Annotated in this window: 14 protein-coding genes and 2 pseudogenes; 9 read left to right on the top strand and 7 right to left on the bottom strand. The window is 34.6% G+C overall.

The features are described 5' to 3' along the window. Positions 1-200: 200 nt before the first annotated feature. The 4 genes from AAHB15_RS25425 (at position 201) to sda (ending at position 2,393) form a co-directional block, all read left to right on the top strand. Positions 201-1,457, top strand: a complete 1,257-nt coding sequence (locus tag AAHB15_RS25425; RefSeq protein ID WP_342043598.1) for a cytochrome P450 family protein — start codon at positions 201-203, stop codon at positions 1,455-1,457. 100 nt (positions 1,458-1,557) lie between these two features. After that, on the top strand, positions 1,558-1,764 hold the full coding sequence (locus AAHB15_RS25420) for an SDR family oxidoreductase (RefSeq protein WP_342043597.1): 207 nt from the start codon (positions 1,558-1,560) through the stop codon (positions 1,762-1,764). Beyond that, complete coding sequence (locus tag AAHB15_RS25415; protein ID WP_335471618.1) at positions 1,739-1,918, top strand: hypothetical protein; 180 nt, start codon at positions 1,739-1,741, stop codon at positions 1,916-1,918. Before AAHB15_RS25420 ends, AAHB15_RS25415 begins: the two co-directional genes overlap by 26 nt. Positions 1,919-2,255: 337 nt before the next feature. Beyond that, on the top strand, positions 2,256-2,393 hold the full coding sequence (gene sda, locus AAHB15_RS30320) for a sporulation histidine kinase inhibitor Sda (protein ID WP_420491228.1): 138 nt from the start codon (positions 2,256-2,258) through the stop codon (positions 2,391-2,393). 1,098 nt (positions 2,394-3,491) lie between these two features. Here sda and AAHB15_RS25410 read toward each other — a convergent pair. Then, positions 3,492-3,632, bottom strand: a pseudogene (locus tag AAHB15_RS25410) (IS6 family transposase); the annotation flags it as partial. 178 nt (positions 3,633-3,810) lie between these two features. On the opposite strand from AAHB15_RS25410, the gene AAHB15_RS25405 reads away from it, so the two are divergent. After that, a complete protein-coding gene (locus AAHB15_RS25405; RefSeq protein ID WP_342043596.1) occupies positions 3,811-5,445 on the top strand; it encodes an ATP-binding protein in 1,635 nt (544 codons plus the stop codon). 159 nt (positions 5,446-5,604) lie between these two features. On the opposite strand, the pseudogene AAHB15_RS25400 reads toward AAHB15_RS25405, so the two are convergent. After that, positions 5,605-5,731: pseudogene (locus AAHB15_RS25400) on the bottom strand (class I tRNA ligase family protein); the annotation flags it as partial. A 341-nt stretch (positions 5,732-6,072) separates the two neighbouring features. On the opposite strand from AAHB15_RS25400, the gene AAHB15_RS25395 reads away from it, so the two are divergent. The 3 genes from AAHB15_RS25395 to AAHB15_RS25385 all read left to right on the top strand — a co-directional run bounded on the left by AAHB15_RS25395 (position 6,073) and on the right by AAHB15_RS25385 (position 7,938). Beyond that, positions 6,073-6,270, top strand: a complete 198-nt coding sequence (locus tag AAHB15_RS25395) for a hypothetical protein (protein WP_342043595.1) — start codon at positions 6,073-6,075, stop codon at positions 6,268-6,270. A gap of 172 nt (positions 6,271-6,442) precedes the next feature. Next, entirely contained in the window at positions 6,443-6,796 is a 354-nt protein-coding gene (locus AAHB15_RS25390) for a hypothetical protein (RefSeq protein WP_335575779.1), read from the top strand. A 251-nt stretch (positions 6,797-7,047) separates the two neighbouring features. Continuing rightward, the gene (locus AAHB15_RS25385; RefSeq protein ID WP_335575778.1) at positions 7,048-7,938 is read left to right on the top strand and encodes an HNH endonuclease; all 891 of its coding nucleotides are present in this window, start codon (positions 7,048-7,050) and stop codon (positions 7,936-7,938) included. A 467-nt stretch (positions 7,939-8,405) separates the two neighbouring features. Here the strand turns inward: AAHB15_RS25385 and AAHB15_RS25380 are convergent, their stop codons facing one another. The 5 genes from AAHB15_RS25380 to AAHB15_RS25360 all read right to left on the bottom strand — a co-directional run bounded on the left by AAHB15_RS25380 (position 8,406) and on the right by AAHB15_RS25360 (position 13,905). After that, the gene (locus AAHB15_RS25380) at positions 8,406-9,209 is read right to left on the bottom strand and encodes a DUF4393 domain-containing protein (RefSeq protein ID WP_335575776.1); all 804 of its coding nucleotides are present in this window, start codon (positions 9,207-9,209) and stop codon (positions 8,406-8,408) included. Between the two features lie 1,807 nt (positions 9,210-11,016). Next, the gene (locus AAHB15_RS25375) at positions 11,017-11,646 is read right to left on the bottom strand and encodes a tyrosine-type recombinase/integrase (RefSeq protein ID WP_342043594.1); all 630 of its coding nucleotides are present in this window, start codon (positions 11,644-11,646) and stop codon (positions 11,017-11,019) included. Beyond that, positions 11,628-12,074 (bottom strand): site-specific integrase, encoded by a 447-nt coding sequence (locus AAHB15_RS25370; RefSeq protein WP_335575467.1) that lies wholly within the window; start codon positions 12,072-12,074, stop codon positions 11,628-11,630. The genes AAHB15_RS25375 and AAHB15_RS25370 overlap by 19 nt, the downstream gene beginning before the upstream one ends. Before the next feature lie 500 nt (positions 12,075-12,574). Beyond that, a complete protein-coding gene (locus AAHB15_RS25365) occupies positions 12,575-12,778 on the bottom strand; it encodes an alpha/beta-type small acid-soluble spore protein (RefSeq protein WP_335575466.1) in 204 nt (67 codons plus the stop codon). Between the two features lie 638 nt (positions 12,779-13,416). Then, on the bottom strand, positions 13,417-13,905 hold the full coding sequence (locus AAHB15_RS25360; RefSeq protein ID WP_342043593.1) for a GNAT family N-acetyltransferase: 489 nt from the start codon (positions 13,903-13,905) through the stop codon (positions 13,417-13,419). A gap of 136 nt (positions 13,906-14,041) precedes the next feature. Between AAHB15_RS25360 and AAHB15_RS25355 the strand changes: the two genes are divergently transcribed. Continuing rightward, positions 14,042-14,953, top strand: coding sequence for a LysR family transcriptional regulator (locus tag AAHB15_RS25355; RefSeq protein WP_342043592.1), 912 nt, complete (start codon positions 14,042-14,044; stop codon positions 14,951-14,953). The last annotated feature ends 32 nt before the right edge of the window (positions 14,954-14,985 follow it).

The raw sequence follows: 14,985 nt of genomic DNA, 5'->3' as shown, positions 1-14,985 counted from the left end.
ATTGATGGGATCCATATGTTTGCAAATGGATATAGAGTAGTCCTTAATAATTTAAAAAAGTACCTCTAATGACCAGTACCTAGTAAAAAGCATACTATTTAAAAAGATTAATAAAAATAGAGTCGGTGTCCAAGCATGAGTATAAAGTGTTATCAAAATGATTAAAGCCTAGAAGACAATTAAGATGAGAAAGGAAGTTCATGATGAAAAATTCGGAACAAATCATTCAGGATAGAGTATTAGGCCTACTAAGTGGTCACAACACGGAAGACCCGTTTCCATTATTTGTTCAGATGCGAAAAATGGGATCGGTGTTTCCTATTCAATTACCAATGGGTGGTGAGGATAACCAAGTCTGGATGGCTACACGAATGGAAGAAGTCATGCAGGTGCTGAAAGATCATGCCCGCTTTACGGTTGACAGCAGAGGACTTGGAGATAACAATCACATTCAGCAATCCTTAACCGGGAGCGAGGAATCCGGTCACTCTCACTTTCTCTCCACTTCTTTAAATGCCATTGATGAGCCCGATCATAAACGATTACGAACATTGGTGTCTAAAGCGTTCACTCCAAAATATATGGAAAGCCTACGTCCTCGTGTGCAAGAGGCTGCAGATGAATTACTCGATCAGGTTCAAGCAAAAGGTGAGATGGATCTAGTCAAGGACTATGCTAATCCATTACCAATCAACGTTATTTCTGACATGATAGGTGTGCCAAAATCAGATCGGAAAAAGATCCATGAATGGTCGGAGGCAATCGCAAATGGTCTTGGTCTGGGAAGGTTGGATCCAGAGGTAGCAAAAGGCCTTCAAGACTTCGGCAATTACATCAAGCAGCTTGTCGCCGAAAAACGTCAATATCCTAGTGATGATTTAATCAGCCAATTAGTCGCTATTGAGGAGGAGGGAGATCGACTGAACGAAGCGGAACTGCTCTCAATGATACAGCTATTAATATTTGCTGGGCATGAGACCACCTCAACTTTGATCTCCACTGGTACCATAATATTATTCGATCATCCAGACCAATGGGAGATGCTCAAGGCCAATCATAGTTTGGTTCCTTCCGCAGTTGAAGAGCTGCTGCGCTTTAATGGTCCTTCTACCATTGCTGGACCGCGTTATGCACTTGAAGACACTGAGCTTGGAGGAGAGCAGATTAAAAAAGGGGATGTCATTCTTCCTTTAATGAAATCAGCCAATCGAGACGAACTTCAATTTGCACAGTCAGAAGAACTAGATATTACGCGCAAAATCAAACGGCATCTTGCCTTTGGGCATGGCATTCATATGTGTTTAGGGGCTCCTCTTGCCCGGATAGAAGGGGATATTGCGTTTACTACCCTGCTTAAGAGAATGCCCAATCTTCATCTAAGAATTCCTCGCGAGAATGTTAGATGGCAATTCAAGCTAGCCTCACAGGGGTTAACCTCCTTGCCTGTTGCTTTTTAATAGGGGATAAGTTTGTACTCTGATATTCATAACCTGAGGAGGATGTTTGATGTGACGCTTAACTAACAAAGTTGCTTTTATTACAGGTGCTTCAAGTGGCATGGGGTTAGCGGTAGTAAAATTATCTGCTAAAGAGGGAGCCAAAGTAGTGGCTACCGATATCGCAATCAAACAATTGGAAGAAGCAGTATCCAATCTTGAGAGAGATATTCTTGCTCTTGAATTAGATGTTTCATCCGAGGAACAATGGAAAAATGTAAGTGAACGGACGGTAGAAGCTTTTGGTAAAATCGACAACCCTTACTGAAGAAAGAGTGAAAAAGCTTACAGAAACAACAGGACCAAATATACCAGCTACTCCAGAAGAGATCGCAGAAGTTGTCATATTTGCGGCGACGACAGGGGCCAATATGCTAAATGGTACGATCGTTAACTGTGCAGGCGGCCAAATTTTTCAATAATGATATAATGGGGAACCACTCGAAGGCAAAATCGAGGATTTTCAGAGAGCTTCATAAAGCGAATTTGTGTTAATGATTTGATCCAACTCAAAAAAAAGCGAACGAAGGACGATACATCTAGTAATCTACTGTTGTATCTTTATGATGATAAAGGGGGAATTCCATTGTTACGTCTAGAAAATAAAACGGCAATTATTACAGGAGCTGCTGGTGGTATCGGTAAATATGTTTCCATTCTTTTTGCAGAACAAGGGCAAATCTAGCAATATGTGATGTGAATGAAGAACCTTTTTCATTATTTAATAAAATAATAAAGGTAAGTGGAGTGAACTATTTTATGCATAAACTAAGTACAGAACAATTGGTAGAGATATATAATAAAGCACATAAGTGCAATGTATGTAAAGCTTTCATTATATTATTATCCGAAGAAATCAATAAGCGATTAATCAATGAGTCTTTAATAAAAAATTAAATTTATATTTAAAATACTATATATAATCAGCTAAAATAAAAAGCCTTGATAAATCAAGGCTTTTGTACGTCCCCGGAAAGGACTCGACCTCCAACTTACAGTTTACTTAATAGGCTAATTGGTGCCATGCTTGGTGCCCAAATTTTTAAAATTACAAATTACTAGAAAGCACTTGAAAGCAAGAAAGATTGATTTATCAGTACTTGAGGATACATCAAGATACTAGAAAAACAGGTGCCAGCAGACTTCAAAACTGCTTGAGACCTGCGTGCCAGGTCTGGTGGGTTCGATTCCCACGCAGTCCCGCCAACGTTCTTACTCCCGCAAGGGTTGAACGGTGATTGATACGGTGATTGTTGCCGTTGATTGACACGTTAACTTACACAGTTTCGGCCCAGTCTCTACGCAAGACTGTGAAAGGCTGACGGTTAATACTGTTTTGATAGTTGCCTAAAACTGTTCGTCCTCTTACGCTATTAATTTTGCGGAAGGGGATTTTTATTTATGCGGAAAGGTTTATTTCGACGTAAGAGAGTTGTCACGAATGATATATCGCTAACTATTACCCACCCGGACCTTGAAAGCTGATTCGGCAGTTAATCTTGAAAAAATACAGACGGTTTTATTATGTCAGAAAAGAGATCTTAATTTAACAAGTGGAATCACGGCTATCATAGTTGCAATTATTGCAATTATGACATCTATATTTGATATAAAATTATCAAAGTTTGGTGAAACAGTTTTAGCTATTTCGTTTGCATCTTTTGTATTGAAATTGACCTTTGCATTAGATGGGTTTCAGAATAAGAATTATGAATACAACAATAAAATAGACTACATAGTATGGATGATAGAAAAAAATAAATAAACGAAATTTAAAAGAGCTAGGGCAGAGGTTCGAGATATCCGTGGATCGGGAAGTTAATACAAAGCTACAGTAAATAATTACTGAGAGATGCATTTAAGTATGTTGTTTGGCTTTTCTCTTATTAGCCAATCATCTGTAGATATTACAAATGAATCCAGTTAACATAATACTGATTTTAGGTAATCAAAAGGCCATGGATTTCATGGGATTCATGGCCTTTCCGATATAATATGAGCAATGGATAAGCCCCGTTCTTCCATCATTTCCACTAAATCCCGAAAACTCAAACTGTACCGCAGATACCATATCACGGTTAACATAATCATGTCGGGCTGGTAATGTTTCCACTTGAATAAAAGTCGCTTTTCCATACTGATCATGCACCTTTTTTATAGTAATAGTTCAGTATGTCCAAGATTTAGAGATTAATTGCAAGTATCTTGAAATTTTTGCTCCAGAACCAATTCATCTAATATCGTTTATTTATATTTGCCAGCTAAAATTTAGTAATCTAATATATAAAGAGGAGAAGTATAGGAGGATTTACTAATGAGCACTCATGAATTTGAAATGAACATAGATGGAGAAATAATCAGATGGGCGGAAAAATCACACGCACAGATCTTCCGCAACTTCTGGCATTTCTTCATGGAAAAAGATTTACAAAAAACAATTGAAACAATCGAGTTTGCAGGAATCCGTACTTCCAATTCTGAATACTTTGTAGCTAAAAATGGAAGTAAAAAGAAAAACATATTTGTAAAAGACAATTACTACGTATACACCCACTTAACGCCATCCGCAATGCAAAAAGTATATGAGAAATTCATTAAAAGCTGGCAGGATATATATAAACAACCGAAGGGCAAAATGCTTAACATGGAACAGGAGGAAACGCCTGAGGAACTGCAAACGGAAGAAAAGCCAAATTTGAAAAATATTTATGAAAAAAGCCATGCAATTGTTTCGGTTCAGGCGAATCATGACTTACATCATAGTTCTCTAGTTATAGAACCTTCCGTTACAAAATTGTCTGATGAAACAGAACCAATGAGAATTCTTTTTGGTCATTCGGCCAATAGCAATGAACCATTGTATTGGCATCCAACTACGACGAGTAAAATCATGCATACGAATACAGGTATTATTGGCACGATGGGGACGGGTAAAACTCAGTTTACTAAATCGCTCATTAAACAGATACATGATGGTGCTCTATCTAATGTAAATGGAACACCTATTGATATTCTCATCTTTGATTATAAAGGTGACTATATCAAAGATGACTTTATAGAAGCGACAAACGCTACAGTGTATCATCCATATCACCTTCCGTATAATCCGTTAGCTTTATATAGGGGTAAACAGCTAAAGCCGCTATTGCCTTTGCATACAGCTAGTACCATTAAAGAAACAATTGCTAATGCTTTTAATTTAGGTATAAAGCAACAGCAGTTATTGAATGATTTAATCATTGAAGCTTATTCACAAGCTGGTATTCATAAGGCTGATATGGCTACATGGGATCTGTTACCACCTACCTTAAATAATGTATTTGAACGATTAATGAATCGGGAGGATGTAAAAGAAGATAGTCTTTATGCAGCACTAAAACAAATATATGATTTTGAAATCTTTTCTCCAAAAAGTGAGAATACAAAGTCCTTATACGACATGATACAAGGTGTAACTGTTGTACATCTGGCTGGTTATGATCCAAGTGTTCATAACCTAATAGTAGGAATCACTTTGGACACCTTCTATTCCCAGATGTCTACAAAGGGGCACAGTACAATTCAAGGAGATTATCGTGAATTAACGAAAATGATACTTGTTGATGAGGCGGATAATTTCTTGAGTCAAAACTTCTCTTCTTTAAAGAAAATTATGAAAGAAGGAAGAGAATATGGCGTTGGTGTAATCCTATCAACCCAATTCTTAGACCACTTTGCAACTACAGATAATGACTATGCTCAGTATATATTGACTTGGATTATACATAGAGTACCTACCATTAAAAAGAAGGAAGTAAAAGCTATCTTCAGTCCAGAAAATCAGTCTGAGGGTGATCAGATAGTTAATAAGATAGCGCGACTTCAAAAACACTATAGCTTAGTCACGTCTGTTACCAATAATAGATACGAAATTATGGAGGATATGGCGTTCTGGAAGCTTCTAAATTAAAAATACTAAATTTATTAAAGCTTTCTGATAAAAAACCCTTTGAATTTAATAATAATTAAATTCAAAGGGTTTCTGGTTTCTCATTTACGCTCTATCTGAATTCCTCCTTCATGATTGTTTTGCACTAATGACAATTGGTGTACCGTTACAATCACTTCACGAGACGTACAGGACACGGTCTCCCTTTAAACGGTAATAACCTGCCAAGATATCTCCCGGTAACAAACTTGTAATGTGCCCAATATGCAAACCCGTTTGCGTAAGGCCAAGCGCCTCCAATAAAAATCTAAGTGCAAATTCACAGTTGTTTCTCTCATAATTATTAAATTATATAAGAAAATGCCTCGTCGTCTAAACATACCATGGAGAATTATGGTAAAATTTTTATATTAAACTAAAACGAAGTGGAACTCTTGCTAAAGTTCTCACACTATCAATCTATATTCAATCTTGAAAGCACAGAAGAATGGTGCCGGACTGTGCTGGATGAGATAGCGCCAAAGATCAAGGACGTATTCAACCGTTTTGCCCAATCTGTGGATGCTTCTCCCGAAAACAGCGCCTACTTAATCCATACATCCGACGCGCCCCTTACTACCAGATATCATGACTCACGGAACCTCAAGTATGCCGAACAGAAAAAAGACTCTGATTAATGCTACTCATTCTATTGAGAAGATTCATGAAAAGATTGACCAAATTGTTCCAAAAATTAATCTACTAAAAAAAGAGAAATGGTTAATTGCATGGGATTTGAATAAAGAATACAATCCAAATACTTATATTGAACAAGGATATATAGATGCTGATGACAAAATTTCTTAAGACGAGTTGTAGACTGTTGTAATGTGTTTGGGACTGGTTACGAAGGATATCAAGGCAGCGGAGCAGCGCACAAGTTTGAAGAAGATACAGACATTAAACGGGTGAAATTTTTCCCTAATGGAACGTAGATAACGAACTTCTTGAAAATGAGGAAGTATTTACGGAATATTACATGAATCAAGAGGAAAATGAAGTATATTTCCAGAAAAGAATGTATCAGTTAAACCAAAGAACAGCACTGTTTGCCTATGCTAAAACTTCTTCTGGAAGCTTTGAAGATATATTTAAAGGACTCTATGTATTAAATCATGAAAAAAGTAAAGATAAAGGTGTCCTAACTTATGATCGTGTTTCCAAAATAATTCCAACTTACTATCCAAGAGATGTTAAACAACCTCTTAGATTTGCAGCGGCTTATGATCATAATGGATATAAAGTTGCCCACTTCTATACAGAAAATCAAATTAGGAAATTTGAAGATAAATATAAGAGAAAATATAAAATAGTAAAAATTGTGTCGGGCTGATAATGCTTCCATTTGAATTCTGCTGGTTTTTTCATACCGATACACATCCTTTTTAGTTTAGTATTATCAGTATGTCCAAGATTTATAGATTAGTTTGAAGTCAGCTGAAATTTTTGCACCAGAACCACGTAGAGGGTTACGTGTATAACCGAGATTAAATTCTGCAAAACTATTAATTTACCGTATAATAACGTTAATAGATTGATACAATATTTTAAAGGTATTATTAGTTAGTTGCAGGAGGTTTAAACATGAAGGGTTATATTGGCGTTACTTCTAGGGAATGGTTTACGTATTTATCTTCGCATAATGAAGCAGATGAATTTAACTTTTGGCGTAAGGATACTAAAAACTTTAAACCGATAACAATGGGGGAACCGTTCTTTTTTCTTGTTAAAAATGATAAGAGAGTTAAAGGAGAAAGAGCGGTATTGGGTATGGCTTCATACATACGCTTCGAGGTATTAACGGTAGCTGAAGCATGGGACAGATACCGTAATGCTAACGGTGATGAAGATAAGGAAAGTTTTATAGGTAGAATGAATACTATGTTTGGAACTGATGCACCTACGGGGCAAATAGGATGTATAATTCTTACCGACTTCAAAGTGTTTGATAACCCCGTATATCTAAGCAATATTAACATTAAATTTGCAAATAGCACTATGTCTGGACAGGGTATTACTGATACGGAAGTAAACGCAATTTTAGAGTACGGTTTTAGTTCCGTAGGTAATGTACTACGCAAACTTAACGAAATTGATCGTATAGGGTTTACGGAAGATGACGAAGGCTTTCCAGAAGGGAAGGTTAAATTAAAACAGCATTTAGTACGTGAAAGAACCCCCCTTGTTATTAAACTTGCAAAGGAACGATTCTTGCAACAGCACGGTAAGTTATTTTGCGAAGTATGCGAGTTTGATTTCCAACAACATTACGGTGAACTAGGCGATGGTTATATAGAAGGTCATCATACGAAACCTGTATCGGAAATGGAAGATAACCAAGAAACAAAGGTAGAGGATATCGCCCTAGTATGCGCTAACTGCCACCGTATGCTACACCGTAAACGACCGTGGTTATCAACAAGTGAACTAAAGCAACTACTACATCGAGATGAAAAAAGCAGAATTAGACCCTAATTTTACTGTAGATGAAGCATTAATTATCCCTAGTTTTCATGCAATCAACATCCTGAATTTTGGAGGAAGAAGGCAACCCGCTTTTCTTGTTAAAATGCTGCACCATCAACGGATCGTTATCCACCATACGATAATTCATTTTTTACCAAGCGGCATGCCCAACTGTATGGTCGCCATTCGAAAGAAGTCGAAAAAATCTCAGCACAAGAAATAGGGTAAAAAAATGCTCTGACCAGACGAAACAAAAGCGCCTTAAGTGATTACTTAAGGTGCTTTTATTATTATAAGAATAATGCACATTGTGTGAGTAAACGTCAATGGATCTTGAATCTATAAGCCCAGGAGCCTATATTTTCCTTTTGTCCAAATGCAAAAGGTGCAGGCAGTTCTAAAACGGCTCTATGAGCCTCCTGTGGTTTCTAAATAGTGTCTTGTCCACTTCGCGAACATTCATTCTCATTCCATTTCTATTCTCCGGAAACCGTTGCAACGAAAGATAACCCTAATGTTGAGAGTCTAACACCCCCTTTTTGAATGTCAACAGAACCTCCAAAAAATTCTTCTTCTTCGGTAATGCTATCGCAAAAATCCCGATAAGACTCGTGTTCTTCATATTCAATATACCAGTGATCGCCAATCGAAAAATCATATTGAATTGTTACTAAACCAAGTCTATGGAGGTTTGCAATTGAATTTAATTGTTTATCCATATTGTCAAAACCTTTTTTATTATTTAAATAAACATTACCTATTAAAAAAACATTACCTATCATAACTCGAAAAGAACCATCATTACTATCCCTAACACCATAATTCACGATCGGGTGCAAACTTTGTTTGTTAAAAGAATCAATGATTTCAGCATCTAACGGCGATAATTGTTTAATTAATTCAATGAAAGCAGGGTGAACATGGTCTGATTTACGATCATCCATTGAAGAAGCAACTAACTTGGCGAACATTGAACGAAGCGCTTCTTCCTCTATGTAATATTTAGATGCTTCCAGTGCCGGTCCTATAATGTTTAACGGTGGTTCAATCAAATTATCAGGAGGAATAGACAAAACTTCTTTTTCTAACTGTTTTTTATACGCTTCAACATCAAAAGCATGTTTTACACGTTTTTTCTCAGCAATGGAATGGATTAATGATCCAATGGAATAATCCCATACGTCGTTTAATGTCCGAAAGGGTCCGCTATTTTTATCAGAAACAAGATTGGTTATCAAAGTTGTTCCTATCGAAGTTAATATGGTATTTGGATCCGCCAATCAAATCATCTCCTTTTAGAAAATTATAACAATTTATCCAACCGTTTTGGGATTAAATCAAATCTAAAAAAATCCAATTTTATTAATCTAATGTTTTAAGAATCTAAAAGTGTTACACTCCATCAAACAATCAAATAATTCATCTATTATCCATCATTGATGACCAAATTGAAGAACCAAGTATATACTCCTCTTCAAATAAGGAAATAAAAGTAATTACAGAAAAGATAAATATAAACAAGTTAACCCTTTATGAAATACAAAAATTGAATCCGCAGCATTGGAGAGAAATTATCGAAACAGTATATGGAAATTCAAAAGATGAAAATGGTTTTTATACATGTGCCAAAACTGGATATAAAAATAAGAGTAGATTGAATTTCCAAATTGATCATATTGTTCCGATGGAAAAAGGGGGTCTAACAGAGTTAGTTAATCTTCAAATTCTTAGGAGAGATATTAATAAAATAAAAAGTGATAAATAGTTTGTAAAGGAAAGGAATCACTTCATAGTAATTCCTTTTCTTAAAATCCTTTATTGAAATAACAAATTGTTATAAATTATTTTTTATGAAAACCACAAATCGCGTTATTATTGTTATATGATTACAAAGAAAGGCTTGGTGCCCAAATTTTTAAAATAACAAATCACAAGAAAACATTAGGAGTCAAGAAACCTTGATATATCAAGACTTGAGGATACATCAAGATACTAGAAAAATAGGTGCCAGCATGCCACCATTGTCACCTGCTAAATCATACATTGTAAAAATATTATCCGGTTAAAACACTTTTTTTTAGTTTCAAGAAGATTTAGGCGCCATGCTTGGAGCCTAATTTTTTCATAATACAAATCATAAAAAAACACTAGAAGACAATAAATCTTGATTTATCAATACTTCAGGGTATATCAAGGCACTAGCAAAACAGGTGCCAGCAATCTTCAAAAACTGCTAGTGAAAAGTAACCCAATGAAATTGATCAGTTTGTAAAAGTAATCTCTAATACATTATTAAAAAAGTCTCGAAAATAACTTTTCGAGACTTTTAATATTTGAAAAGAATTCCTGCGAGTCACAGACTTACTATGAATTTTCAGCGTATATAAAAACCCATTATAAAATATATTTTAATATATATGATAAATAATACTTTTAAATATATGTTATTTTTAATATTAATAACATTATAATCATTAGTATTAAATATATATTCGTTTTATAATTGGAGTTGCACATGGGGAGATGGAGACGAAAGGATATTTACCCTGTGATTCATCTCTTTAAAAATTAGACAAGAACGCCTTTGTTTTTTTGAATTTTCATACAATTATTCTACAACAAAATTAGTTGAAGAGTTATACATGAATACAAAGATAATTACGTCAGAATGCAAATCTCCAGCATTCTAAATTAGAGAAAATGTGTTGTACATTTTTTTGAATAACTTAAATTACTTTGAATAATGTATTTTAAATAATTTGAGGCTGAATTTTCCTCAATTCCAAGTTCTTTTGCAATCACTTGTAAGAATAACTTTTTAAATAAAGATTTAAGGCCATTGCTCTACGTATTGAAATCAAAGTTAATGCTGGATAGTTTTCCTCTAGATAATCAAGAAAATATATTACTCAATGGTTAGAATAGACATAACCTGAATAGGTCCCCTCGATTGTTATCCATGGTGTGTAGATCATTTATAATGGCCAATAATTCTTCCTTCTAAGGAAGTTTCAAAATCACTCTTTCTAATCAAAAGGTTTCCAAACAAATATTGTATTCTTTTGGGGTTATAAAAAAAGAATGTCTTTAAAACAAGTTAACTTTATTTAAATGAATATATGAGTTATCTTGGTTGATGCGTTCTAGGTATATATTAGTTGTAGAAATATCCGAATGGCCAGCCCAATCTTTAACTACCGCAAGAGGAACGTCGTTCTCAAGCAGAAGAGTGACAAATGTATGACGGAACCAGTGAGGGGTTACGCTTAAATTTTTTCCTGCAAGTTGTACAGCTTCTTTCACAATTTTGTACAGGGCAGGGTAGGACAACCGTTTTTTATTAACTATGGGCTCATTTTTATTGTATAAAGCGAAAAAGAGAGGGCTAGTATCCTGAATATCTATTTCAATGGTTTCTCCCATACTTTTTCGATAACTAAATAAAATATCCTTGGTTTCATCCCTTATAGGAATTGATCGAGGTTTATTTCCTTTACCAATGATATCTACAAATAAAAATCCTTTACGATTATATCGAAAACTTCCCCAATTTAAGCTTAAAAGCTCACTTGCACGAAGCCCTGTGGTATAGAGTAAGTAGCCAATCAGCAAATTCCTCTTCTCCAATTGTTCTCGATTTCGTGTTGCCCTTACTATTTTAGGAAAGAAGGATATAAGAAATTCAGCTTCTCTTTGATTCAATTCCCTGACTTGCACACGGGTTTGGAGATCCAAGTGGAAAGATGGGCTTTATAAAATTGTGTTTCATAACCAAAATTCAATAATCTTCTGAAAAACTCTAATTTTCGTATTGCAGATTTAACTGCATACTTTTCAGTAATAAATTGGTTATAAGCCTTTACTTCTGGGAATCCAATATCCCGAAAGGAAAGGGAATGGTCTGTTAAAAATGTGAGCAGCGTTTTGGCATCTGAACGATATGCTTTAACAGTATGTGCAGAAAGCCGCTTATCTTGTGGGAAGAGTTTCTCTAGAAAAAACAATTCAAGAAAATCCTGTTCCGTACTATTTTCAAGAGTGAGGTTACGATTTTCATCAAGTAAATGACGAGCTTTTAGATTCTGCTGTAAATGTGTTAAGTACTGTTCACCATTCATATTTTGAAGAAGAGTCAAGTAATTCATAATTGACCTCCTAAGGATTAGTTTTTAATAATAATTATATTATGTAAAGTAAAGATAATACCTAATTATCTTTACTTAATAATAACATAGAATATCTGTTCTATCTATTATCTAAGTTCCAATAAGATATATTTAATTTAAATCAAAAAATTACGGCTAGGGGTAGGGAGCTGCTGATTGGAAAAGTGAAAATATATTACCAATAGAAAAAGAAAAGTTACCATTTTTTAGTGTGTTGGAGATTTACATTCTAACAAATTTATTTTTCGTTTTATGTATAGTAGATCATCTAATTTCGCTGTGTAATACATATTAGAAAATTCCAAAAATAAACCTGTTCTTATTGTAGAGCAACGAAAAGTTCAGTCATCCCCATAATCTAACATTTCAAAAAGAGAACAATATTAAAAGTTCTTAAAAACCAAATAAGGACACCACTATATAAGCGGTGTCGTAATTCCTTATCATCACTAGCCTTTAATTTTACTGAGCATTTTGTATTAACGGAAAGTTCCACCGAATTGTTGTTCAGCCATTCTTACTAAGCGTTTTGTAATTTCGCCACCGACAGAACCGTTGGCTCTTGAAGATGTATCGGCCCCGAGCTGTACACCAAATTCTTGTGCAATTTCATACTTCATTTGTTCAAGTGCTTGCTCTACTCCTGAAACTAAAAGCTGATTGTTATTGTTGCTTCGTGCCATGTGTATCATCTCCTAGGTGTAATTTATTTACACTATTAGTTTGGAGTAACTAGGTTAGATTATTCCTAACATAGAATTGGTAAATTTTAGACGCACTTAAATAGTTTTTTAATTGATTTTATAAGCAAACGGCGGTTACTGGGATTAATAATTATTTGGTAGATATATCATGGGAGAAAGGAGATTGCTACACATAGAGATTTAGTAAAAGGATATAGGAAAAAGTTTATTATCATTCTTTACTTAAAATAGAGAACACACTAATTTTCATAAATAAAAAAGACTTTTCTTAAAGTTAATTTATTTTAAAAGGTATTTAATATAATATCATATGTTTCAACATATATAATAAATAATATATTATAAAATATGTTATTTGTAGTTATAATGACAACATCATATTCGCTATTAATTTATAAATTATTGATGATTATAAATAAAAGTTATGATTAACTTCTATAGAACATCTTAAATCATGCCAATAACTCCCCTATAATACCTGTATATTTATGTTGAATTATAGAGTGGAGATTGTGAAATGCTTCACCTAAACTAACTGGCAGTTTACTTAAATAACCCTTTAAATTACAGGCAAAATCCTCATCTCCAGAAAGTATGAGGATTTTTTATCGCTTTTATTAATTATCGTCTAGGTCTAGTTCAAAAATGAGGGAATCTCTATCAGGGTAATCATATTTAATTTCCAAATCCTCTTTAACAATCTCCTTAAATCCAACCTTTTTGTAAAAGCTGTGTGACCTAGTGGCTATGGATGGTGTGTCCAAAATCACCTTTGAAAACCCTTGTTTATTCGCAAAATCAAGCAAGGCTTTGTATAAACCTGTTCCTACCCCAAACTCTTTACCTCGGTAATCTTTATAAACGAAAAATTTCTTTAATACAGCAACCTCATTCGTTTTCTTTTGCAAACCGATAGAGCCTACAACCTCACCGTTACCATTTAACGCTATCCAAAAGTTTCCTCCGTCGCTTATATAGTTTGATTGAATATCCAAAATGTCTGGTTGCTCTTCTACACTAATCCCTACACCATACTCAACATTCTGTACGTGCAATATTAAATTAATGACTTCTTCTTCATATCTATCATCGTAAATCGTAATCATTTATTAACTCTCCTTTTTTCCTTATTACTTAAACATTAACTTGTAACTAATCATTAGTAAAATTGAAATTTATGAAGTTATCCATTGGTTTTTTTGATATTATAGTTGTAAGAGTAAAATAAAAGTTGGTGAGGGAATGGAAATACGTCATTTTGTTACCTTTAAAAAGGTTATCGAATTCGGTAGCTTCACACAGGCGGCAGAACATTTAGGATATACTCAATCGACTGTAACTTCACACATTCAGGCACTTGAAAAACAAATAGGTGCACCTCTGTTTGAAAGAATGGGACGTAAGATAATGCTAACGGATGTTGGAAAAAAGATGATGCCGTACACACAAGAAATTTTAGACACCTATAGCAAGATTGAAAGTATTGCAAGTGAAGAAAAGGATGTTCGTGGAGAGTTAAAAATAGCAGCTCCTGAGTCTTTAACTGTATATCGTTTGGAACCGATATTACGTGAATATAGAAATAAGTTTCCTCATGTAAGCATCAATCTAAGTAACGCTACCTGTGGAGATAACAAAAAAGCACTATTTAATGGTAGTGCAGATATTGCATTTGTCATGATGCCACAGTTACAGGGTTCCGATATAATCGTTCATTCGTTATTGGACGAATCAATGGTCCTTGTTGGAAGTCCTGACTGTTCAATGAACGTTTTAGATATAAGCTACGAAAATCAAAAGATTAACGAGTGTTTGATTACGAACGAGAAAGAATGCAGCTATCGAAGAATATTTGAAGAATACCTTCGAGAAAGAGGAATCGACCCTTCCCACACGATGGAACTTTGGAGTATTGAGGCGATAAAGCGTTGTGTAATGAGTGGGCTTGGTATTTCTTATTTACCTTTAATGACTGTAGAGGATGAAATCCAAGAAGGAAGGTTAAAGATTATTCCCTGCGATGGTGATTTTAAACAGATTTACTCTCAAGTCGCTTATCACAAAAACAAGTGGATTTCTCCAGCCTTATCAGCATTTATCAATATAACTTTGAAACATGCAAGAGACTGGGCATGTATGGAGACTACTTGTTAAGTCATAGATTGTGAAGTTTTAAACTTTAAACT

The sequence above is a fragment of the Bacillus sp. OTU2372 genome (assembly GCF_038440275.1).
GTDB classification, from domain to species: domain Bacteria; phylum Bacillota; class Bacilli; order Bacillales; family Cytobacillaceae; genus Neobacillus; species Neobacillus bataviensis_B.
This window is presented reverse-complemented; position numbering and strand designations above follow the sequence as displayed.

Bases quoted from the DNA above. Each gene is read 5' to 3' on its own strand.
- AAHB15_RS25425 (WP_342043598.1), top strand. From the start codon at position 201: ATGATGAAAAATTCGGAACAAATCATTCAGGATAGAGTATTAGGCCTA.
- AAHB15_RS25420 (WP_342043597.1), top strand. From the start codon at position 1,558: ATGGGGTTAGCGGTAGTAAAATTATCTGCTAAAGAGGGAGCCAAAGTA.
- sda (WP_420491228.1), top strand. From the start codon at position 2,256: ATGCATAAACTAAGTACAGAACAATTGGTAGAGATATATAATAAAGCA.
- AAHB15_RS25405 (WP_342043596.1), top strand. From the start codon at position 3,811: ATGAGCACTCATGAATTTGAAATGAACATAGATGGAGAAATAATCAGA.
- AAHB15_RS25395 (WP_342043595.1), top strand. From the start codon at position 6,073: ATGCCGAACAGAAAAAAGACTCTGATTAATGCTACTCATTCTATTGAG.
- AAHB15_RS25390 (WP_335575779.1), top strand. From the start codon at position 6,443: ATGAATCAAGAGGAAAATGAAGTATATTTCCAGAAAAGAATGTATCAG.
- AAHB15_RS25385 (WP_335575778.1), top strand. From the start codon at position 7,048: ATGAAGGGTTATATTGGCGTTACTTCTAGGGAATGGTTTACGTATTTA.
- AAHB15_RS25370 (WP_335575467.1), bottom strand. From the start codon at position 12,074: ATGAATTACTTGACTCTTCTTCAAAATATGAATGGTGAACAGTACTTA.
- AAHB15_RS25365 (WP_335575466.1), bottom strand. From the start codon at position 12,778: ATGGCACGAAGCAACAATAACAATCAGCTTTTAGTTTCAGGAGTAGAG.
- AAHB15_RS25360 (WP_342043593.1), bottom strand. From the start codon at position 13,905: ATGATTACGATTTACGATGATAGATATGAAGAAGAAGTCATTAATTTA.
- AAHB15_RS25355 (WP_342043592.1), top strand. From the start codon at position 14,042: ATGGAAATACGTCATTTTGTTACCTTTAAAAAGGTTATCGAATTCGGT.